This is a genomic window from Chitinophaga caseinilytica, from assembly GCF_038396765.1.
In the GTDB taxonomy this organism is placed as follows: Bacteria; Bacteroidota; Bacteroidia; order Chitinophagales; family Chitinophagaceae; genus Chitinophaga; species Chitinophaga caseinilytica.
The window spans coordinates 1,965,430-1,988,243 of record NZ_CP150096.1; the positions used below are offsets into that span (position 1 = coordinate 1,965,430).

At 55.0% G+C, this 22,814-nt stretch carries 18 protein-coding genes; 14 read left to right on the forward strand and 4 right to left on the reverse strand.

Annotation, left to right across the window (positions count from 1 at the left end):
* Positions 1-70: 70 nt before the first annotated feature.
* A complete protein-coding gene (locus WJU22_RS08460) occupies positions 71-1,246 on the reverse strand; it encodes a hypothetical protein (protein ID WP_341842802.1) in 1,176 nt (391 codons plus the stop codon).
* A 277-nt stretch (positions 1,247-1,523) separates the two neighbouring features.
* Here WJU22_RS08460 and WJU22_RS08465 point away from each other — a divergent pair, with 277 nt between their 5' ends.
* The 9 genes from WJU22_RS08465 (at position 1,524) to WJU22_RS08505 (ending at position 14,231) form a co-directional block, all read left to right on the forward strand.
* The gene (locus WJU22_RS08465; protein ID WP_341842803.1) at positions 1,524-2,771 is read left to right on the forward strand and encodes an efflux RND transporter periplasmic adaptor subunit; all 1,248 of its coding nucleotides are present in this window, start codon (positions 1,524-1,526) and stop codon (positions 2,769-2,771) included.
* 18 nt (positions 2,772-2,789) lie between these two features.
* The gene (locus WJU22_RS08470) at positions 2,790-4,124 is read left to right on the forward strand and encodes an ABC transporter permease (RefSeq protein ID WP_341842804.1); all 1,335 of its coding nucleotides are present in this window, start codon (positions 2,790-2,792) and stop codon (positions 4,122-4,124) included.
* The gene (locus tag WJU22_RS08475; RefSeq protein ID WP_341842805.1) at positions 4,117-5,586 is read left to right on the forward strand and encodes a TolC family protein; all 1,470 of its coding nucleotides are present in this window, start codon (positions 4,117-4,119) and stop codon (positions 5,584-5,586) included. The genes WJU22_RS08470 and WJU22_RS08475 overlap by 8 nt, the downstream gene beginning before the upstream one ends.
* Positions 5,587-5,679: 93 nt before the next feature.
* On the forward strand, positions 5,680-6,291 hold the full coding sequence (locus WJU22_RS08480; RefSeq protein ID WP_341842806.1) for a hypothetical protein: 612 nt from the start codon (positions 5,680-5,682) through the stop codon (positions 6,289-6,291).
* Between the two features lie 67 nt (positions 6,292-6,358).
* Positions 6,359-6,931, forward strand: coding sequence for an RNA polymerase sigma factor (locus WJU22_RS08485; RefSeq protein WP_341842807.1), 573 nt, complete (start codon positions 6,359-6,361; stop codon positions 6,929-6,931).
* 57 nt (positions 6,932-6,988) lie between these two features.
* Positions 6,989-8,011 carry a FecR family protein gene (locus WJU22_RS08490; RefSeq protein WP_341842808.1) on the forward strand — a complete coding sequence of 341 codons (1,023 nt, stop codon included), beginning with the start codon at positions 6,989-6,991 and terminating at the stop codon, positions 8,009-8,011.
* 51 nt (positions 8,012-8,062) lie between these two features.
* Positions 8,063-11,563, forward strand: coding sequence for a SusC/RagA family TonB-linked outer membrane protein (locus tag WJU22_RS08495; protein ID WP_341842809.1), 3,501 nt, complete (start codon positions 8,063-8,065; stop codon positions 11,561-11,563).
* A gap of 23 nt (positions 11,564-11,586) precedes the next feature.
* Positions 11,587-12,948 carry a RagB/SusD family nutrient uptake outer membrane protein gene (locus WJU22_RS08500; RefSeq protein WP_341842810.1) on the forward strand — a complete coding sequence of 454 codons (1,362 nt, stop codon included), beginning with the start codon at positions 11,587-11,589 and terminating at the stop codon, positions 12,946-12,948.
* 17 nt (positions 12,949-12,965) lie between these two features.
* Positions 12,966-14,231, forward strand: coding sequence for a thioredoxin family protein (locus WJU22_RS08505; RefSeq protein WP_341842811.1), 1,266 nt, complete (start codon positions 12,966-12,968; stop codon positions 14,229-14,231).
* A gap of 74 nt (positions 14,232-14,305) precedes the next feature.
* Here WJU22_RS08505 and WJU22_RS08510 read toward each other — a convergent pair whose 3' ends face one another.
* Positions 14,306-15,547, reverse strand: coding sequence for an FN3 domain-containing metallophosphoesterase family protein (locus tag WJU22_RS08510; RefSeq protein WP_341842812.1), 1,242 nt, complete (start codon positions 15,545-15,547; stop codon positions 14,306-14,308).
* Positions 15,548-15,766: 219 nt separating this feature from the next.
* On the opposite strand from WJU22_RS08510, the gene atpD reads away from it, so the two are divergent.
* Together atpD and atpC are read left to right on the forward strand one after the other, a co-directional pair.
* The gene (gene atpD, locus WJU22_RS08515; RefSeq protein WP_341842813.1) at positions 15,767-17,269 is read left to right on the forward strand and encodes a F0F1 ATP synthase subunit beta; all 1,503 of its coding nucleotides are present in this window, start codon (positions 15,767-15,769) and stop codon (positions 17,267-17,269) included.
* A gap of 26 nt (positions 17,270-17,295) precedes the next feature.
* On the forward strand, positions 17,296-17,547 hold the full coding sequence (gene atpC / locus WJU22_RS08520; RefSeq protein ID WP_126244974.1) for an ATP synthase F1 subunit epsilon: 252 nt from the start codon (positions 17,296-17,298) through the stop codon (positions 17,545-17,547).
* Between the two features lie 80 nt (positions 17,548-17,627).
* On the opposite strand, the gene WJU22_RS08525 is transcribed toward atpC, so the two are convergent.
* Complete coding sequence (locus WJU22_RS08525; protein WP_341842814.1) at positions 17,628-18,179, reverse strand: YqgE/AlgH family protein; 552 nt, start codon at positions 18,177-18,179, stop codon at positions 17,628-17,630.
* A 180-nt stretch (positions 18,180-18,359) separates the two neighbouring features.
* On the opposite strand from WJU22_RS08525, the gene WJU22_RS08530 reads away from it, so the two are divergent.
* Positions 18,360-18,872: a DUF1801 domain-containing protein gene (locus tag WJU22_RS08530; RefSeq protein WP_341842815.1), complete on the forward strand. Its 513-nt coding sequence runs from the start codon at positions 18,360-18,362 to the stop codon at positions 18,870-18,872.
* Between the two features lie 286 nt (positions 18,873-19,158).
* Here the strand turns inward: WJU22_RS08530 and WJU22_RS08535 are convergent, their stop codons facing one another.
* Positions 19,159-19,350, reverse strand: a complete 192-nt coding sequence (locus WJU22_RS08535) for a hypothetical protein (protein ID WP_341842816.1) — start codon at positions 19,348-19,350, stop codon at positions 19,159-19,161.
* Between the two features lie 1,377 nt (positions 19,351-20,727).
* Here WJU22_RS08535 and WJU22_RS08540 point away from each other — a divergent pair.
* Together WJU22_RS08540 and WJU22_RS08545 are read left to right on the forward strand one after the other, a co-directional pair.
* Positions 20,728-21,951, forward strand: coding sequence for a HAMP domain-containing sensor histidine kinase (locus WJU22_RS08540; protein ID WP_341842817.1), 1,224 nt, complete (start codon positions 20,728-20,730; stop codon positions 21,949-21,951).
* A gap of 36 nt (positions 21,952-21,987) precedes the next feature.
* Positions 21,988-22,794, forward strand: coding sequence for a HesA/MoeB/ThiF family protein (locus WJU22_RS08545; protein WP_341842818.1), 807 nt, complete (start codon positions 21,988-21,990; stop codon positions 22,792-22,794).
* The last annotated feature ends 20 nt before the right edge of the window (positions 22,795-22,814 follow it).

The window sequence follows — 22,814 nt, forward strand, 5'->3', positions numbered from 1 at the left end:
CAAAAAATAGGAAGTAAAAAGTTGGAAAACGAAAACCGGCCATGGAGGCCGGTTTTCGTAATATTTTCCCTTATTGGAGCATGGGGTGCCGTTTGAACTCCCGCTGCCGGTCGAACAGGTACCGGAAAGTGGTCAGTTTCCGGCTGTGGAAGCCTCCCAGGCTTTCGGCCACATTGAGCATTTTAGGGTTCCAGTCGCCCACCCATTGCATTTCATATTGATCGTACCGCTTCCGGGGCTGGATGACTTTGGCGCCTTCCACGATCATATAGGAATCGACCCCTTTCCCCTGGAACTCCGGTACCACCCCAAACACCAGCCCGGTAAATTTCCGGCAGGCGCCCGTCATCTTCAGCCAGAGGAACTGCAATTTCTGCAACAGGCCGAATTTGCCGTGCATGTGCTTGAAGTACTGGTTGAGGTCGGGGAGGTTGAGCCAGCAGGCAATAGGCTCGTTGTTATGATACACGAACCAGACGATCTCCTCGTCCATCACCGGTTTCATTTTCCGGAAGATGAGGACGGCCTGTTCCCGGCTCATTTCCTTATTGCCGCCGTGGCCCGCCCAGGCTTTGTTGTAGACGGTCACGAAATCGCCGGCGAATTTATCCAGCTGGTCTTTACGGAGATGACGCGCCTCGAATGCCGGGTCTGCCGCGATGGCCGCATGGCGGGCATGGAACTTGCTTTTTAATGTGGTCCCCTGCACGTCGAGCCCGAAACATATCTGGTGGAAAAATGGCAAAAAGCCATAGTTTTCAAACAAAGTTTTGTAGTACGGCGGATTGTAAGCCATGCCGAAAGGCGGGTCCACGAACCCTTCCACCTGCAATCCCCACCAACGGTCGCGGTCCCCGAAATTAATGGGCCCGTCCATCGCCTCCATCCCTCTTTCTGCCAGCCAGGCCTTCGCGGTATCGAACAGGAGATCGGCCGCTGCCTGGTCGTCGACGCAGTCGAAAAAACCGACGCCGCCAACGGGGAAATCGTCGCCCATGGTTTTATATCGCTTGTTCACGAACGCGGCGATGCGGCCGGTGAGCCGGCCCTGTTCGTCTTCCATCACCCAACGGATGGCTTCTCCGAACCGGAACGCCTTGTTCTTCTCCGGGCTGAAAATATCCTCAATGTCTTTATCGAGCGGTTGGATCCAGCCTTCCTTGTCCTGGTTCAGTGTTACGTGTACCTGGAGGAATGCCCGTGCTGTGGTTTCGTCGTTTACCGGTTTTATTTTCATCTGGGACATAGGTGCAAAAATAAAATATATTGGAATCCGTTATTCATCCGGGCGGTTTTTAGAGATGCAAAGTAATGGAAATCATATTTCGCCCCCTAAAAATCCCGTTTGAAATGCGAACTTATCCATCTGCCACAATTAACGTTTCGTTTAGCTTTCCCCTACTATTTTTATGGAATAACTGAACCCGTGCATCCCGTTAATACCGCCCATGGTGGTTTACGCAGTTGAGACCTGAAAAATATATTCCGACATACCCTTGATTCATACCACACACCGTTCTGTTATGCTAAAAAAGAAATGGTGGCTGATTGCTACCCTCCTGTTTGTTTGTGCCTTGATAGGCTTTTTCATGTTCGGGAAGAAGGCGGAAGGCCCCGGCGCCCGCGCTACCGTGAAAAAAGATATGTTCCGCGACATCGTGGCCAGCCCCGGCGAGCTCATGGCGGAAAACACCGTTTACATCCAGGGCCCTCCGCTCCAGGCCAACCAGATCTATGAAGACGTCAAGATCCAGGACATGGTAGCGGAAGGCATCACCGTGAAGGAAGGCGATTACATTGCCACCCTCGACCCCGCCGTGGTCAATAAAAAAATCAGCGACGTGAGCATGGAGCTCGACCGCGCCAATACCACCCTGTCCCAAACCGCGCTCGACACCACGCTCCAGCTCCGCGAATCGCGCGATGCCATCACCAACCAGGTGTTTGGCCTGGAACAGAAACAGATCGCCCTGCAGCTGAGCAAATTCGAACCGCCCGCCACCATCCGCCAGGCGGAGCTCGACCTCGACAAAGCCCGCCGCGACCTCCAGCAACTCGAAGAAAAGCACAAGATCAAGGAACGGCAAAGCATCGCCAAAATGGAACAGGCCCAGCGCGATGTGGCCCGCCATCAAAAGAACCTCGCCAACCTCGAGGAACTGAAAAGCAAATTCACCATCAAAGCCCCGAAAAACGGACTGCTGGTATATGTGAACGACTGGTCGCAGGGCGGGAAGAAAAAATCCGGCTCCTCCATCCGCAGCTGGGACCCCAACCTCGCCATGCTCCCCGATCTCTCCAGCATGCTGTCCAAAACCTACATCAACGAAGTCGATATCAGCAAAATCAAAAAAGGCCAGAAAGTGACCATGGGCCTCGATGCCTTCCCGGAAGTGAAACTCTCCGGCATCGTATCCTCCGTCGCCAACATCGGCGAAAACAGGCCGGGGTCGAACGCAAAGGTGTTTGAGGTGATGATCAAACTCGAAAAAGTGGATTCGATCCTCAAACCGGGGATGACCACTTCCAACAATATCCTCATCAATGAAGTCCCGGGCAAGCTGACCATCCCGCTGGAAAGCGTTTTCAGCGAGAAATCGAAAAGCTACGTGTACCTGCGCAAAGGCAACGTCATCGAAAAGCGCGAAGTGGCCCTGGGCAAGAGCAACGACGAGGTCGTGATCGTGGAAAAAGGCCTGGCGGCGGGAGACGAGATCTTCATGTCTGAACCGGCATCCGCCAAGGAAAACGCCATCGTACCCATCAAATAACCCCTAAAACCGCCACTCATGCAGCAATTATGGGGTACCCGTAATTCCAATAACCTGCGCATCGCGCTGGATTCCCTCGTGGCCAACCGGCTGCGATCGTTCCTCACCGCGCTGGGCATCATCTTCGGCGTGGGCGCAGTGATCGCCATGCTGGCCATCGGCCGCGGCGCCAAGGAGGAGATCATGAACCAGATGAAACTGGTCGGGGTCAACAATATCGTCATCAAGCCCGTCACCGAAAAAAAGGAAGAAGAAGAGAAGGAAGGAACGGAACAGAAAAAGCCCGCCGGACAGGAACAGAAGCAGAAGTTCTCCAAAGGCCTCAGCCTGGCCGACGCGCATTCCATCCTGAAAATGGTGCCCACCGTGGAAGCCATCAGCGCAGAGATGATCCTCGAGCAGGACATCATCTATAAAAGCAAAAGCAAAAAACTGAAAACGGTGGGCGTGGAGCCGTCGTTCTTCGCCCTCAACAATATTGGACTGGCCGAAGGGAAGATGTTCAACGAGCAGCAACTGGCCCGGGGAGAAGGCGTGTGCATCATCGGCGCCGGCGTGAAACGGAAGTTCTTTTTGTCGGAAGACCCGGTGGGCAAAGACATCAAGATCGGCCAGCAATGGCTCCGCGTGATCGGGGTGACCGACGAAAAGCTTATCAGCAGCGCCACGAAAGAAAATCTCGGCATCCGCGACTACAACATGGACGTCTATATCCCCATCCAGACGGCCCTGCTCCGCTACCGCAACCCCGCGTTCCGGATTTCGGAAAACCGCTGGGAAAGGGACGATAATCCGCCGCCGACGCACCAGCTCGACCAGCTCATCGTGAAAGTCCACGACCCGGAGCAGCTCACCGAATCGGCCGGCATCATCAGCCGGATGTTGAAACGGCGGCATTCCGAAGTGGAGGATTTCGAAGTAACGATCCCCGAACAGCTCCTGAAGCAGCAGCAGAAAACGAAAGACGTGTTCAACATCGTACTGAGCGCCATCGCGGGGATTTCGCTGCTGGTGGGCGGTATCGGCATCATGAACATCATGCTGGCGTCTGTCCTGGAGCGGACCAAAGAGATCGGTATCCGCATGGCTTTGGGCGCGCAGAAGCGGGACATCGTCATGCAATTCCTCTTCGAAGCCGTGCTCATCAGCCTTTGCGGTGGCATCATCGGGATCCTGCTCGGCGTGGCCGGTGCTTATTTCGTGGACAAGGTGGCCGACATCAAGACCATCATTTCCGCCATTTCCATCCTTTTATCCTTTGTGCTGGCGTCGTCTGTAGGGTTGATCTTCGGGATCTCCCCCGCACGGAAGGCCGCTAACCAGAACCCAATTGAATGTTTACGCCATGCTTAAAAAACTGATCCTTTCCGCCGTGGTGGCGGCAGCCCTCATACCTGCGGCCCGCGCGCAGCAATCGTTGCACCTCAAAGACGTTATTTCCCTGGCGCAGCGCAACTCGCCCTCGTTCTATCGCGCGCAAAGCCGCGCCCTCAACTCGCTGTATGCCTACCGGTATTTCAAATCGGGACAGATGCCGCAGCTGGCGCTGAACTTCAACAACAGCAGCAGTTTGCTCGGTGAAACGGTGGAAGTGTTGCAGCCGGACGGGAAGATAGAATACATCCGGAGGAAAACCTCCAACACCTCGCTGGGGCTCGGTTTGCGCCAGAATGTGCCCTGGACCGGGGGCTCTTTCTCCGTAAGGTCGGACCTCAGCCGGTTCGATGTGTTCGGCGACCTGTCGTCCCAAAACTACCTGGCCACGCCGTTTTCCATCAACTATAACCAGCCATCGGTGGTGTACAACCCTTTCCGCTGGGAGCGCATGATCGCACCCATCATGTACGACGAAAGCAAGCGCCAGTATGTGGAAGACCTGGAAGTGGTGGGGCTCGACGGCGCTTCGTATTTCTTCGCCGCCCTCAACGCACAGGTGCAGGTGAAAATCTATCAGCAGAATGTAGACAACACGGATACCCTGTACAAAATCTCCAAAGGCCGGTTCGACCTGGGGAAGATCGCGGAGAACGAATTGCTGCAGATCGAATTGAGTTTGCTCAATGCCCGTAACACCCTCGAGCAGTCGACCCTCCAGAAAGAAATGGCTTACCAGGAACTGAAGCGGTTCCTCAACATGCCGAAAGACGCGGATATTTCCCTGGCGATGCCCGACGCGGTGCCCCAGTTCGAAGTGCCGCTGGATAAGGCCGTGGCCGAAGCGTCGAGCAACCGGCAGAGCGTGCTGGAATTCCGGCGCCGGCGGCTGGAGGCCAACCGCGATGTGGCGGCGGCAAAAGCGTACAGCGGCTATGAGTTCAACCTGCAGGCGCAGCTTGGCCAGCGGAACAACGACGAAAAGTTGCGGAAAGCCTATTCCGGCGGCGAAGTGCAGCAGAACCTGAGCGTAGGCGTGGGTATCCCGATCATGGACTGGGGGCGCGCCCGCAACAGGGTCCGCCAGGCAAAGGCCAACCGCGACCTCATCGAGATAGACGTGCAGCAGGAAGAAAGGAAATTCGAGCAGGAAGTGTACCTCCAGACCCAGCAGTTCAACATCCAGAAACGGGTGCTGTCCAGCGCCGCGAAGGCGGATACCATCGCCCGTTTGCGGTACGAGATCACCAAGCAGCGGTACCTCATCGGTAAAATCAGCATCACCGACCTCAACCTCGCGCAGCAGGAGAAAGACCAGGCCACGCAGTCGTACATCACCGCCCTGCGCAGCTTCTGGAACAATTATTATACCCTCCGCCGCCTGACGCTTTTCGATTTCGAGAAAAACGAAAAGATCAGGTACGAATACGACGAACCATAAAACGGAGCCATATACCAGACGGTGCCGGGTTTTCTCCTTTGAAAATCCGGCATTATTTTTTCTGTAAGGGAGGATATGCGTCCCAATTGGATTATGATCGCCGTATTATCCGTGCTGGTGGTGGCGTTCGGGATTAAGTCCTGCGCCGACCAGAGCCGCGCCCGCAAACTGCTGCGGGTGAACGCGGGCCTGATCCGTGAAAACCAGGAACTGAAAGACAGGCTTACCCTCAGCAACCGCACCACCCAGCAGATCGCCGACCGGAAAGACATGCAGTTGCAAATGCAGGCCACTTTCGTGGACCGGCGCGAATATTTCCGCCGGAATTGGAAACAGTACATCACTTTACATACCGGAGATTACAAAACCGGCTTCCTGGGCGGCATCCGCAACCTGGAGATCACACTCCGCAACCAGACGGAATATCCGCTGGACAATGCCGTGGTGATCGTGGAATACCTCCGCGGGAATGGCGCTGTCTTCAAATCCGAGCCTTACACCCTCCATAATATCCCCGAAAAAGGGAGCCGCACCATCCAGGCCAGCAATTCCCGGAAAGGGACAAAGGTGAACATCCGGCTGATGAGCGTCACGAGCCAGCCCATGAACTTCTGCTGGTCGGCCGACAAGCGGGTGGCCCCGGGGGATGAAGACCCCTGGGCCTGCGTTCCCAAAGCCAAACCGGCGGATTCCCTCGCCCGGTAGCGCCAAATGCCCTATATTTATGCCCCGGCGGTCCCCGCTTCGGCATCCGGGCTAAGCCGCATCAGACATGGAGGAGCATATCAACTGGGAAGGAGTCATCGCCGGCGACGTACCGTCGCACACCGCGCTCTATAACCTTTATTTCGACCGACTTTTCAACTACGGCCGCAAGCTCACGGCCGACGAATCCCTCATTGAAGATACCATCCAGGAAACGTTCGTCCGCCTCTGGGCTGACCGCCAGAAGCTACCGCCCGCCGCTGCCTGGAACGGATACATCTTCCGGATGTTCCGAAACGCTCTCTTCCGCCATTTCCGAGACGCCGAGCGCCACCGCCTCAGCCTGGAAGAACTGGAAGCCCGCCTCCCCGAATTCAATGCCGACCACATCCTGCTGGCCCGCGAAAGCGATGCTGCCACGCAGGCCCGCCTTCGCAAAGCGATCGGCGCCCTCAGTGCCCGCCAGCGCGAAGCCATTTTCCTCCGCTTTTATGAAAACCTGTCCTACGACGAAATCGCCGCCGTGATGGACATCTCCGTCAAAGCGTCCTATAAACTGATGGCCCGCGCGCTCAACGAGATGCGGGAAGCCATGGGACTGTCTTTGGTGGCATTACTCTTCCTCCTGAGGCCCTGCTGAAAATTTTTTTTCATTTCCGTGGGGTAAAATTTGCCCCAGCGGGATCATTTAGTTTGTATGATGCATCGATCCGAAGCAGAAAGGAACCCGTCTACCGTAGACGAACTGTTGGCCGACACGCGATTCCAGGAATGGGTGTTGCGCGGAAACCCCGCGCCCGACGTGTACTGGACGGCCTGGATGGAGCGCCATCCCGGCGGGAAAGCCATGATCGATGCGGCCCGGGAAGTGCTCCTGTCCATCCGTTTCGCTGAGCACCGCCCCGATCCTTCAAGGAAAGCCGCGGCCCGGGAATCGTACCTGGCCGGATTGGCGGCTGCCATGGAACGGGAGCGCAGGGCCCGCGTGGTACGGATGTTCCGTAGCGCGGCGGCTGCGGCGGCCGTGCTGCTGGTGGTGAGCGCGGGATGGTATGCCTGGCGCAACCTCAGGGCCGAAGAGTACGCTACCGCCTACGGTGAGATCCGCCGGCTGACATTGCCCGATCATACGGAAGTGGTGCTGCAGGCCAATTCCAGGCTTCGCGTTGCCGGAAAGTGGCGGTACGATGGCGACAGGAAGGTACAGCTGGACGGGGAGGCCTGGTTCAAGGTGCCGCCCATCGCGCAGCACGGCAACCCCGCGCCGCCGTTCACCGTTTCCGCCGGCCATGCTTCCATCACCGTGCTGGGCACAACTTTTAACGTACGCCACCGCAGGCAGGCGCTGGAAGTGGTGCTGGTAGACGGAAAGGTACGGGTAGATGCAGGCGAAAAAAGCCGGGTACTCACGCCGGGAGAAAAAGTCCGCTTCGTGAAAGGGCAGCAAGTCATGAGCGTGACGCAGGCAGATACCGCCGCCGTTGCCGCCAGGGCGAAAGGCCAGCTGGTACTGCATCGCACCACGGCGGAAGAAGTGCTGCATTACCTGGAAGATAATTATGGCTATACGGTACGCCAGGTAGACAGCTCGCTGCTGAAAAAGGAACTGGAAGGTGAATTCGTACAGGGCAAACCGGAAGACATCCTCTTCCTGCTATCCCAACTCCTCGACGCGGATATTACCGTCGACGGCAAAAACCTGGACTTGAAGAAAAGATAAACGGGCAAGACGCCCTCAAATACCAACCGTTAACATAACCAAAATCGAAGCATGATGCACATGAGGGACAAGATCCGTCTGACGATGCTGAGTTTATTCGTATTGATCAGTCAGTTCGCCGTTGCGCAGCAGCAACGCAGCCAGCCATTGAGCGGCATTTTGAAGGAAGTGGGGAAAACGTACAACGTCCGCTTCGCCTATGAGTTTTCCATCCTGGAGAACAAGTCCAGCAATTTCGACCTCGCGGCGCATAAGCAATTGCCGCTGGACGAATTGCTGAAGCAGCTCCTGTATCCGCAGAAACTGGTTTTTATTTACGTGAAACGTGGGCATTACGCAATCGTGCCCGACAATCGCCGGGAAACGACCCCTCCGGCCGACAAATCCCAGCCGGCAGCGCCGGCGTCTTATGACATGAGCGGAACGGTTACGGGCGATGGCGGAACTCCGGTGGTAGGCGCTACCATCAGCGTTCCGGGCACCACGCTCGGCGCGGTGACGGACGACGACGGCCAGTTCCGGCTCCGCCTGCCCATGCCCGCGGCGAAGCTCCGCGTTTCCTGCCTGGGTTACCTGCCGCAGGACGTGCTTCCCGGCTACCGCGACCGCATCGCCATCGTTCTGCAAAGCAATGTGAAGATGCTGGAACAGGTGGAAGTGTCGACCGGTTACCAAACCCTTCCGAAAGACCGGCAAACCGGGGCTTTCGGGCAACTGACGGCCAAAGACCTCCAGCAGAAGCCCGTCCCGAACATCATCGACCGCCTGGAAGGCATGGTGAGCGGCGTTTTGGTGGATGTGCGGAACACAGACGCCATGCTGTCATCCTCCGGCAGCTCGCGCATCGGGATGAGCATCCGCGGGCGCAATACCATCAGCAATCCCAGCACATCGCCGCTGGTCGTGATCGATGGGTTTTCCACCGAACTGGACCTCCGCGCGATCAACCCCGACGACATTGAACGGATCACTTTCCTGAAAGACGCCGCGGCAGCGTCTATCTGGGGCGTTCGCGCGGCCAACGGCGTGGTGGTGATCGAAACCAAGAAGGGAAGCTATCATAAAGCGCCCAGCGTCAACCTGTCTACCGTATTGTCTGTCGCCGGCCGGCCGCGGCTTGCCTATCGCCCGATCCTGAATTCCACCGAATATCTCGATTTCGAGCAGGAAATGATCGATAAGAAACAGTTGACCGATCCCCTCAGCCAGCGGAACCCTTTCATGATCAGCGAAGGCATGGAAATCATGTTCCAGCAGCTGCGCGGAAAGATCACGCCGGCGGAAAAGGAAGCCGCGCTCGCACAACTCCGCGCCCGCGACTACAGCGATCAGTATCAAAAATATTTCCTGCAGAACCCCGCCAACCAGCAGTATAACCTGTCGGTTTCCGGCGGTGAAAACGCCATCCGGTATTTTCTGTCCAGCTCCTACGCGAAAGAATTGCCTATCGCCAAAGGGAACTCGGCAGACCGGTGGACCGTCAACCTCCAGACTACCGCCAAATTCCTGAAACGCTTTACGCTCACGGCCGGGCTCAATGCGGCCAGCGTGAAACAGGAGAATAACGGGTACGGACTGTCGCCCTTGACGCCGGGGACCAGTACGGTATTGCCGTACGCGCGGTTCGTGGATGCAAACGGCCAGCCGGTGTGGGAATCGCGCGCATTCTATTATTCGAAGCTCGACGAGCTGGAATCGAAGGGTTATCTGCCCTGGCGGTTCTCTTATCTCGATGAAATGGCGAATATGGACAACGTGACCAGGGATTATACCTATCGTTTCAATGGCGCGCTCGACATCGACCTGATCAAGGGGCTCAAGGCCACGATCATGGGGATGCAGGAAAAGGGGTTCGTGAAGACGCGGAATTACTATAACGAAGCGTCGTACACCGTCCGCAACACGATTAATAACGCCACTTCCATCCAGACCGGAACGGGCAAGCTCGTGTACGGCATCCCGAAGGGCGCGATCCTCAATCAGCAGGACAATGAGCTGAGCCACTACAACCTCCGCGGCCAGCTGACCCTCAACCGCACGTTCGGCACCAAACACAGGGTAGACGCGGTAGCGGGTTCGGAAATCCGCCAGTATCTCATGACCACTTTCTCCGACAGGAAATATGGTTACAATGACCAGGACCTCACGTTCCAGGCGGTGAATTACGACCTGGAATACTTCACGGCCGTATACAACAACCGCACGAAGGTGGCCGTTCCATCTACATTGACGTATGACCGTAACCGTTATTTGTCGTATTACGGGAACGCCAGCTACACATATATTGGGAAGTATACCTTGTCGGGAAGCGCGCGGCTCGACGATTCCAATCTTTTCGGCGCCAGCAGGAAATACCGCTCCACGCCGCTCTGGTCGGCAGGTATGGCCTGGAGGATCAGCGAGGAAGCCTGGATGAAAACCAACTGGCTCGACAAGCTCCAGCTCCGCGCCACATACGGCCTCAACGGCAACGTAGACCGCAGCACGAGCCCGTACCTCATCGCCAATGTGCTCCGCGATAACATCAACGATCTTTCCTACGCCACGATCCGCAATCCGGAAAACCCGTACCTCCGCTGGGAAAAAACCGCAACACTGAACATCGGTACCGATTTCGCGATGTGGGACGGGAAGTTCGGTGGATCGGTAGACGTGTATTTCAAGAAGAATACCGACCTCCTCGGGCCCGCCACACTGAACCCCACATTGGGTTTCGGAACGGCGACCATCAATACCGCCGCCATGAAAGGCCGCGGGGTGGACGTGACGCTGTTCGGCACGCTGATCGCGCAGCGGAACTGGGGATGGAACACGATGCTGACATTTGCGTGGAACAAAAACGAAGTGACGTCAGCCGACCGCCAGCTCGATAACGTGACGTATTACCTCAGCGGCCAGGCCATCAAGGGAAAGCCGATGAACTACCTGTACAGCTATCGTTACGGTGGATTGGACAACGAAGGCCAGCCGCTGATCTACGACGACAAAAATACGCTCGTGAACACGACGGTGACGGTGACCAATCCTGCAGCGCTGGTGTACAGCGGCGTAACGGTGCCGCCGTATTTCGGTGGATGGACAAATACCTTCCATTGGAAAGGCCTCGAGCTTTCGGCGCTCATCACGTATAAGCTGGGCCACGTTTTCCGTCGGGCTTCGGCGGGGAACTACAGTAACTATATCTCGCAGAAAATCCTTCATGCCGACGTGTCCGAACGCTGGAAGCAACCCGGCGACGAGCAGTTGACCGATGTTCCGGGGATTCCCGTGTTCAACGGGCGCAGCAATCCGGCACGGTACCTTTCCAGCGATAAGCTGATCGAAAGCGGCAGTCATGCCCGTTTGCGCGAGGTGACCCTCAGCTACAACGTGCCCGTTCCTGCTTATGTGAGAAACGTATTGCGGACGCTGCAGGTGAGCGTACAGGGCCGTAACCTCGCCCTGTGGACGAAGAACAAACAGGGCATCGATCCGGATTTCATTCCGTCAGACAACGCTACGGTGCTGCCGCCGGCGAAATCGTTCATCTTCTCGCTGAGAGCAGGATTCTGATGTAACCACAAAAAAGGAAGAACATGAAAAAGATCATCTTTTATATATCGGCGGGATGCATGTTGGCGATGGGCGCCTGCCGCGATTATGTAGACATCAAGCCGAAGGGCGTCATCATTCCCCAGACCGTCCGCGATTACCGGTTGCTGCTCAATAACGTGGGTACGCTGAGCGCGTCTTACGGTACGTCTGACATGGGTTCCGACGACTATGACTTCAACACTGACCCCGCGCTGCAAAAATCCCTCGGGGAGAGCACGATCAATATTTACACGTTCCAGCCCGATTTTTACCGGCAGGATGTGGACGACGGTGAATGGAACACCCTGTACAAACTCATCTACACCGCCAACGTCGTAATTGCCGGATTGCCGGACGCGACGGGCGGAACGCAGGGGGAGAAAGACCAGCTGATGGGCGAGGCGCTCGTGCACAGGGCGTTTGGCTACTGGAGCCTCATCAACCTGTACGCAAAACCCTGGAACGAATCGGCTTCGTCGTCCGACCCCGGTGTGCCTTTGCTGCTGGCGCCCGATCTGAACGCAAAACTCGACCGCGCCACCGTGAAAGCCGTGTACGACCGCATCCTGGCCGATCTGCAGGCCGCATCGTCCATGGTGGCGGAGAAGCCCGCGGTGAAGCTCTATCCCGGGAAGGCGGCCGTGTACGCCATGTTTTCCCGCACATACCTCATGCGCCGCGATTACGTGAAAGCCGGGAAGTATGCAGACAGTACGCTGGCCATCCAGAGCGACGTGCTCGATCTGAATACGATCAAATCGAGCCCGGGTACCCTCATCCCGAGGAACATCCAGAACCCGGAAGTGATCCTCTATAAAACCGCTTTCAACGCATATGCCAGCGCGTTTTACAGCCAGGAGTTCCTGACGCTGCTGGGCACCAAAGACCTCCGGTACCAGATTTTCACCGGCGATGGTCAAACGCTCCTCGGCATCGAGGGGCGCATCTACAACGGTGAATTCCTCGCGTTCGATACCCGCGACGTTGGCCCCCGCGTTCCCGAAATGCTGCTCACGCAAGCGGAGGCGCGCGCCCGTGAAGGCAAAACAGCCGAAGCTTTGACCATCATCAACAACCTGCGGCGCAAGCGTTTCGAGCCGGCGGATTTTTCGGAACTGACGGCGGCTACGCCGGCGGAGGCGCTGAAAATAGTGCTGGAAGAAAGGAGACGGGAACTGTTCAGTCGCGCGATGCGCTGGTTCGACCTGCGCCGCCTCAACCTGGAGCCTGCTTTCGCGAAGCCTGTGACGCACCGGTTCGGGGATAAGTCCTTCACGCTGGAACCGAACAGTGTAAGGTATACATACCCGATCCCGTCGCGGATCATGATGCTCAGTCCCGAAATCAAACCCAATCAACGATAATTTAAAACGGATTGCATATGAACCTTCAAAAACTGACTTTGTTCTTTTGCCTCATGCTCGCCACGCTGACCGTAAGCGCGCAGGACGAAGGGATCCGCTTCACCCACGGCCTTTCCTGGAAAGCTGTGCTGGAAAAGGCGAAGCGCGAGAATAAATACATTTTCGTGGATTGCTTCACTACCTGGTGCGGCCCCTGTAAAATGATGAGCCGCGACATCTTCCCCCAAAAAAACGTCGGCGATTTCTTCAATGAAAAATTCGTGAGCGTGAAGATGCAGATGGATCGTACCGCCAAAGACGATGAAGAAGTGAAGGCGCGCTATGCCGACGCGGATTTCCTGGCAAAGGAATATGCGGTCATGGCGTATCCTACTTTCCTGTATTTCACGCCGCAGGGGAAACTGGTGCACCTGGTGGTGGGAACAGACAGCGCGAAAGGCTTTATCGCGAAATCGGCCGCCGCTTTCGATCCTGAAACGCAATACTACACCCGGATGGAGAATGCCCGCAAAGAAGTTGGCAGCGATCCGGAGAAAGTGAAATCCCTCGTCAGGGAAGCCAAAAAAGTCTACGACGGCGTCAACATGACGAAGCTGATGAAAACCTGGCTGCAGGTGATGCCCGATGTGTACAATAAGGAAGACCTCGCATTCCTCGACGAAATGACCATGCGGTCCGAAGATCCCGGTTTCACCATCTTCCTCCGCCAGCCCGCAAAAGTGGACGCTGTGATGGGGAAAGGGTTTTCAGCGAAGAAAACCGGCCAGATCATCGCCGGGGAAGAGTTGTACAGCAAATGGAAAGGCGAAGGCGAACCGGATATGAAAGGGCTGGAATCCGCGCTCAAAAAGAAATATCCGCAGCAGGCCGGTAAACTGTTCGGGATGTTCAGGTTGAACGTGTACCAGCGGAACGGCCAGTGGGACAAGTTCCAGGCCGAAGCGCGCCGTTTCGTGGAAAAATACGGCGCGGAGATCGCGCCGGCCGAGCTCAGCTCCCTCGCCGGATCGATCGCCCGGAACTGCAGCGATCCCGCCTGCCTGCAATCCGCACTGAAATGGAGCCGCCAGGCCATGGAAGCGGAAGCTTCCGAGCCGATGATCAAAAGTGTATACGCGCACCTGTTGTACCGGCTGGACCGTAAGCCCGAAGGCATCGCATTGCAGAAGGAAGTAGTGGCAGCCTATGCCGCCAGCACTGAAAAATCCGGTGAATACATGCTGAAATCAGCGAAACAACTGCTGGAAAAGATGGAGAAAGGTGAGAAAACCTGGAAAAACTAACGAATCAGCCATGATGATAAACCAACGGCCCCCGTGTTCGCGGGGGCCGTTGGCGTTTTATATTGTTTGGGATGTCAGCGTTTGCTTTTCAGTTCCACTTTCCCGAATTCGGACCCATCGTCTTTCAGCATCACGAGCTGCAGGTCTTTTTCCGTGGCTTTTACCTTGATGAGCGTGCGGTTGCCGTCTTTCGGCCCGCCGCCGATCACGATGGGGTAGGAGTGTTGTCCTTTCACCGGCTGGTAAATGCCCATTTTGTGGGTGTGCCCGGCGATGAAGAGGTCGATGCCCGATTTGTCGAAGGTTTCGGCGAACATTTCGCGGCAATGCATGGGGCCGTGCCAGTCGCCCGAGTAATAATGCGGTATATGCATCATCACTACGCGGAATTTCGCTTTTTTGAATGCCGGGGTGGCCACGATTTTTTTCAGGGTTTCGGCCTGTTGGCGGCGGTATTCGTCGAAGCTCACGATGCCTGCGTATACCGGGTGGTCGTCGGGTTTGTCTTCTCCGGTGTCGAGCACGGTGAAGTGGACGGGGCCCCAGGTGCGGTCGAAGATATATTCGCCGTCGAAGTAATTGGCCAGTTCGCGGCGGTATTTGCCCCGGGTTTCGTGGTTGCCTCGGGTGAAGATGAACGGTTTATTGGAGGCGAAGGCTTTGCCGGCGGGCGCGAGGAGGTGATCGATGATTTGCTTCTCATCTTCCTGATAATCAAACACATCGCCGTTAAAGAACACGAAATCGTACGGGTCTTTGTTCAGGCCGGTGAGGTGGGGGATGGATTGCGGGCGGTCGTGGATGTCGTTGATCACGAGCCAGGATACTTCCGTGGGCTTGAGGGCGGGGGTGGTGAACGAGTATATTTCGGAGACGAGGGTGTCTCCATAAGTGAGTTTATATGGCTGGAATTCCGCAATTTCCTTTGAGTGTACCCGGTAATGATAGGTGGTGCCGGGTTTGAGGTGGCTGAGGCGGATTTTGTGGAGGGTGTTGTAGGAATCGACGACGCCGGCGTTGCTGTGCTGGGCTTTGGAGCCGAGGGCTTCGGTTTCGCCGTATTCTACCCAGCTGTAGGTGGGCTTGTTGCTGAGCCACATGACCGTCATGCCGTCGGGCATGGGGTGCTGGAGGTAGGGTTGGCAGAGGAAGGCGTGGGCTTCTGCGGCGGGAGCGGCTTCCGGAACGGCGTTGGAAACGGCCGCGGCGGCGGTGCGGGCTCCGGGTGCCAGGGTGGCGGCGCCGAATAATCCGGCTTTGGTAAGATTGCCGAGGAATTTACGGCGGGATGGTGCGGGCTTATCGTTTTGTATCATTATAAAGAGTGTTATGCCGCTAAAAATAATATCCCCGGCCGGGAAATGCCAATTTATTGACTATAATTAATATATATTTGATGTCCCGGTGCGGAAAACTGACGAAAATCACCCCAAATCAAATTCCCGGAATTTTGGGTTTTCTGGCTTCAATCGTTACCTTTGCGCGAAATTTTGCATTAGCACATTTTACTTGCGTACTATAAACAACTAACAAATATGCCTAATACAGGTAAGATCAAACAAATCATCGGTCCCGTTGTGGACGTGCATTTTGAAGGAAAATTGCCGGAAATTTATAACGCGCTTGAACTCACCCGTGATAACGGCCAGAAGGTAATTCTGGAGGTGCAGCAGCACCTGGGCGAAGATAGCGTGCGTACTGTGGCTATGGACTCTACCGAGGGCCTGGTTCGTGGTATGAATGTGACCGACAAGGGCGGTCCCATTAAAATGCCGACCGGCGATGCCATTAAAGGCCGTCTGTTCAACGTGGTGGGCGAGGCTATCGACGGTCTCGGCCAGCTGGACGCTACCAACGGCGCCCCGATCCACCGGATGCCTCCCCGTTTCGAGGACCTGGCAACCGACACCGAAGTGCTGTTTACCGGTATCAAGGTAATCGACCTGATCGAGCCTTACGCGAAAGGTGGTAAAATTGGTCTGTTCGGCGGTGCGGGTGTAGGTAAAACCGTACTGATCCAGGAGCTGATCAACAACATCGCGAAAGGCCACGCCGGTCTGTCCGTATTCGCAGGCGTTGGAGAGCGTACCCGTGAAGGGAACGACCTGATGCGTGAGATGATCGAAGCGAACATCGTGCGTTACGGCGATAAATTCAAGGAATCCATGGAACATGGCGGTTGGGACCTCTCCGCTGTAGACCAGGAAGAACTGAAAAACTCCCAGGCTACTTTTGTTTTCGGCCAGATGAACGAACCTCCCGGAGCCCGTGCCCGTGTGGCCCTCTCCGGTCTCACCATGGCGGAATACTTCCGTGATGGCGACGGCACTGCCGGCAGCGGTCGTGACATCCTCTTCTTCGTAGATAACATCTTCCGTTTCACCCAGGCAGGTTCTGAAGTATCCGCACTGCTGGGCCGTATGCCCTCCGCAGTAGGTTACCAGCCCACCCTGGCCACTGAAATGGGCCTGATGCAGGAGCGTATCACATCCACCAAAAACGGTTCCATTACCTCCGTACAGGCGGTATATGTACCGGCGGATGACTTGACCGACCCCGCTCCGGCAACTACCTTCTCCCACCTTGACGCTACTACCGTACTTTCCCGTAAGATCGCGGATAAGGGTATCTATCCCGCTGTGGATCCCCTGGATTCTACCAGCCGTATCCTTTCTCCCGCTATCGTAGGTGAATCTCACTACAATACCGCTCAACGCGTGAAAATGATCCTCCAGCGCTATAAAGAACTGCAGGACATCATCGCGATCCTTGGTATGGACGAGCTGAGCGACGACGACAAGCTGACCGTATCCCGCGCCCGCCGTGTGGAACGCTTCCTGTCTCAGCCTTTCCACGTAGCAGAGCAGTTCACTGGTCTGAAAGGCGTACTGGTTCCCATCGAGGAAACCATCCGCGGCTTCAACATGATCATGGACGGCGAAGTGGACGAATATCCGGAAGCTGCGTTCAACCTGGTTGGTACCATCGACGATGCCATCGAGAAAGGCAAGAAACTGCTTGCGGCTGCTGCTAAATAAGGCCACACACCACTAAACCGATTAACATGTTATTGGAAATATTAACACCGGAAAGAAAGCTGTACACAGGAGAAGTATATGGCATCCAGTTGCCGGGCGTAGACGGTTCCTTCGAAGTGCTGGACCGGCACGCTCCGCTGATCGCCGCCCTGGGTAAAGGCAAGATGAAGGTGCTGAAAGATAAGAGCCATGCAGATCATTACTCCATCGAGGGTGGTTTCGTAGAGGTGCTGAATAACAAGGCGACGGTGCTGGTAGAAGGCGCCACCGCCCAGTAATCTCCTCACAGGCAATATATTAAGGCCGGGCAGCGATGCCCGGCTTTTTTTATGGGTGTATGATGCCGGAATAGTTCAAATCAGTTGAGGGACGGGTCTATCGGGAAATTGGCCATCATGGCGAAGTTGTTGCCCAGTTTCTGGAGGGATTGCTTCCAGATTTCTTCTTCGTTGCCGCTGAAAAGGAGCGGCGGGGTGATGCGGGAAAGGATCCAGCTTTTCTCGTTCAGTTCGCCTTCGAGCTGGCCGCTGCTCCAGCCGGAGTAGCCGATGAAGAATTTGATTTTCTGCAAATCCAGTTCGCCGCGGTTGATGAGCTCTACAACGGTGGCGAAGTCGCCGCCCCAGAAGAGTCCGGGAAATACTTCGAAGCCGCCTTCGATCTGGTCGGGGAGTTGATGTATGAAATGAATGGTGTCGAGCTGGACGGGGCCGCCGTAAAAGACGGGAATATTGGGGGTAACGACGGCGGGAATGAGCTCGTCGAGTTTATGATCGAACGGGCGGTTTACCACGAACCCGAAGCTGCCTTCTTCCTGGTGTTCGCAAAGGAGGACCACCGTTCTGGCGAAATTCGGATCTTTCAGGAAAGGGTCCGCAATCAGCAATATTCCAGGCGCAAGTTGTTCCATACCTTATTCCACATGCTCTAACCAAATTTAACCAACTCCGGGCAACTATCGGCAATAGAAGGTGACTTTTTTGAAGGGGAACTTCTTTTAGACGCATTTTGCCCTTTTTTTGTCGCTTCCGGCATGCATGAAAAAGGATGGCCGTCGGTATTTTTGATTAACACAAAACCCTTTCAAATCATGGCTAAGACCGATTTCAAAACCATCGACCAGTACATTTCCACGTTCGACGCGGCAGACCAGGCGGCGCTAACGAAAATCCGCCAGGCGATCCGCAAAGCTGCGCCCAATGCGGAAGAGGTGATCAGTTACCAGATACCGGCCTATAAGGAAAACGGGTACGTTATTTACTTTTCGGGTTTCAAGGAGCATTATTCCCTTGCGTTTCCTCCGCCGTTTACTGTTTTCGAAGTGTTCGCCAAAGAACTGGCGCCTTACCAGCAATCGAAAAGCGTGGTGCAGTTGCCCAAAGGTTCCCCGCTACCCCTGGACCTCATCGGGCGCATGGTGAAGTTCCGGCTCGAGGAAGCGAAGAACTCCTCCAAATTGAAACCCAAGCCCGCCGCGAAGAAGGCTGATAGTGCTGCCTCCAAAGCCAAACCAGCGGCCGCAGCGAAACCTAAACCCGCCGCGAAAAAAGCCAGCACTTCGGCCCCCAAAGCCAAGCCGGCGACAAAAGCGAAGAAAAAGTAGGGTTAGCTACGCGAAAGGCGAATCCGCCGATTCCCGCTACACAAGAAAGACGCGGCTAAAAGGGCCGATGAGGCAGTTTACTGCGAAATTTACTAAGAGTGAGTCGGCGGTGCCCAATTGCACGAAAACGCATCCTGTCAGCCCGGTTTGCGGTGGCGAACCATTTTCATCCTGCTTCCCTCCCGGGGCGCCGAAATGCTTTTTAAGCCTCGCTGTTGTAGCATCGAGGTATCGATCTACGTTTTGTCTGCACGAAAACGCATCTATACAGCCCGGCTTGCGGCGGCTAAACGTTTTCATCCTGCTTCCCTCCCGGGTCGCCGAAATGCTTTTTGAACCTCGCTGTTGTAGCATCGAGCAAAGACCTGTAGGTCTCGATCAACGTTTTGTCTGCATGAAAACGTTGTGATTTCAGGTATGCTTCATGTTCGCCGGTAATGGCCTGCCTGTCTGCCGCCTGCGAAATGTGGGCTGACATGCGCGAGCTGTATTTTGAGATGTTGTGCTGCAAATACCAGCGGAACATTTTCCTGGCAATCCAGGGAATGACAGCTGCCGTGGCCATGGTACACAGCGGACTGAGATAATGAATCACTTTGCCGATCGCTTTATCGTCCCACCCGCATTTTTCAGACAGGAAAATAAAAAGGACGCCGCAGGTAATACCGCATATCGCCTGGCCAAACCGGTTCAGCGAGAGTTGTTCTTGTTGATGAAAATGATTGGGTCCAAACAATGTTGCAAGTTTTAATTAATGCCCTCGCAGCGAGGCCGCGTAATACTTTAATTCATGGAGGATGGCCAATGCCTGCCTCATCGCTTCATCGGAATTTTTCCGGTGAACATACAGCCAAACCGTTTTACCGGTAATAGGCCCCTTCATTTTATACCGGCTATCCGGATGCCGGAACACGAGCGCATTGTACCATGGCGAAATCGGTAATGATCTCCCCACTACCAGGAATACAGTGATAAATGCATATAAGCCGGTAAGCAATAAAGTCATAATTACGAGGTCAACAATCGTTACATTCATAATGGAATCGTTTATTGGCGGGCAATCTACACGAATAATCCATTCAAAAATTAACGCCTCCGCAATTCGGAGATACCCAGAAACCAGATTTGGGCCCGATTTCCCCTGAAAGCCCCCAGCACCCCGCCCCTCCGGATTCCGCAACGAACCCCGATCTCCGGAAAACCGGGAAATTCTCACCCCAGCCACGGCTGTTTTTCCACACCCCGACACACGCCAATCCCCCACAAACACAATACGCCCACCAGTCCCCACGTTATTCCCTCCGGCCGGCTCAAACCACCAGGCAAGCAAAAGGAAGGACTCCAAACAGCTGTAAGACAATTATTTATAATTGAGAAAGAAGCAAATAAAAAAAGGGACCTAGAAAGATCCCTTACCATTTTATCAACCAAAATCTAAATCGCTTATGGAACGAATCCACGTCGATGTATGTAGAAAGTTTATTCGCTTATTTGTATCTGTTATCCAGTAGCAAATTTGGTACCAGATGACAGAACAAAGGTATGTAAAGAACACATAATAACCGCGCAATTTCTCCGTTAAAATTACGTTAAAGTGGTGTTTTTTAACAGCAGTGCCCCTTTTTATACTATCCACCCCTATAATTTTGTATCATAGTTGCTGTAGCAATTACCAGCGTACGCCACTTTTTTCGCTATATTTATCGTTTCATAGTCTTATAAAATGCTGCCGTTAAAAAAGATATTTCCTGTTCTGATTGCATTGATTTCACTTTCCCTGCTGGGTATCATTTATATACAGTTTAGCTGGATTCGTAATGCTGCCCATATCAAAAAAGAAGAGAAAGAACATAAAATGGAAGAGGCCGTTCTCGCCGCCGGCAACGACATCCTCAGCAAATCCGTCACACCCGTCACCCGCATCCAGATCGACCGGAACAAACCCGACGGCGTGCTCGGCAAATTCATGCTCGACCCCTTTTCCGACAACAACATTAAACAGGTTATACCCATCTCGGCACAGGTAGATATCAACGAAGTGTCTGCCGCGCTCCGCAAATCCATGAAGGAACGCAAGCTCGACACCATCTTCGAATTCGGCGTCGAATCCCCCACGCCACACGGCATCAACATCCAGCTCAGCTCCCGCAATTTCGTGGAACGCCTCCGCCGGCGCGACGTCGACTCCGCACTTTACCAGGAAATCATCGTTCCGCTCGCCGATAACCTCACATCGCCCACCATGGAAGTGCTCCACGTATTCGTTCCGCAAAGCAGTTTCACGGTGTTCAAATCGCTCGGATGGATGATCTTCGGCAGCATCGTTTTCACCATCATCATCGTCACCGCTTTCGCGCTCACCATCCGCACCATGCTCGGCCAGAAAAAACTCTCCGAGATCAAGAGCGATTTCATCAATAACATGACCCACGAGCTGAAAACGCCGCTCGCCACCATTTCCCTCGCCATAGACGCCATCGGCAACGAACGCGTCATGGAAAACAAGGAAAAGATCAGGTACTTTTCGGGCATCATCAAAGAGGAAAACAAACGGATGAACAAACAGGTGGAATCCATCCTCCAATCCGCCCTCATGGAAAAAGAGGAACTGACCCTCAACCTCCAACCCATCGACGTTCACCAGCTCATCACCCATACCATCGACAACCTCCGCCTGCAGCTCGACGGCAAGAACGGCCGCGTGGAATTGCAGCTGAACGCCATCCAGCCCATCCTGAAGGCCGACGAAGTGCATTTCTCCAACCTCATCTTCAACCTGCTCGATAACGCGATCAAGTATTCGAAAGACAACCTGGAGATCCGTATCGCCACTTCCAATACCCGCAAAAACCTCGTGATCTCGATCGCCGACAACGGTATCGGGATGAGCCGGGACACGGTGTCGCGCATATTCGAGAAATTCTACCGCGCCCATACCGGGAACGTGCATAACGTGAAAGGCTTCGGGATGGGGCTTACTTATGTGAAAGCCATCGTAGACGCGCACAAGGGAAAGATCCGCGTGGAAAGCGTTATCGGTAAAGGCAGCCGTTTCACGATGGAGTTTCCGCAGGAGTAGGTTATCTTTGCGGAGGAAATCAGACCGTAGCATAACATGTTGTCAGAAAAAGAACTGAACAGATATAAACATCCCATCGCGGTACCCGGAATGGGCGTGCAGATGCAGGAGCAATTGAAGAAAGCGCGCATTCTCATCATCGGCGCGGGCGGATTGGGAAGCCCCGTTGCCCAATACCTCAGCGCCGCGGGCGTTGGCGTGATCGGCATCGCGGATTATGGGGTGATTCTGGAGGAAGACCTCCATCGCCAGCCCCTCTTCAACATGCAGGACGTGCGCAAGCACAAGGCAAAAATGGCCGCCAGCCGCCTCTTTTCCCTCAACCCCTGGAACAAACATTACCCTTTCCTCATACAGGTAAAACCGGAAAACGCCCGGCAGGTTTTCCAGGGATTCGACCTCATCGTGGATTGCTCGCAGCACCGCCCCACGCACCTCGTGACCAACGACGCCTGCATCCTCGATAACAAACCCTTCGTCATGGGCGAAGTCCATAACTGGACGGCCTGGTGGGGCGGGTTCAACATGCTGCCCGCCAGCGGAGCGCCCGCCGCTTCGTACCGCTGCAACGAATTCCTCCTCGACGATTTCCGCAATTTCGACGCCGGCGCCATGGGCGCCACGCACGGCGCCACCGCCTTGCTCATGGTGAACGAGATCATCAAATACCTCGCGGGCGTACCGGGACTTGCAGGAAAATTGCATACCTTCAATTACCTGCATCACCAGTTCGACGTGCGCGACCTCCATTCCGACGCGTCCAGAATTCAGGGCGTGAAGGACCAGGGGCTGCTGACGGCGGACGATTACGGCATGGAGATCGTGCCGGATGTGGAAGACTGACCCGTTTTCACCCAAAGTCC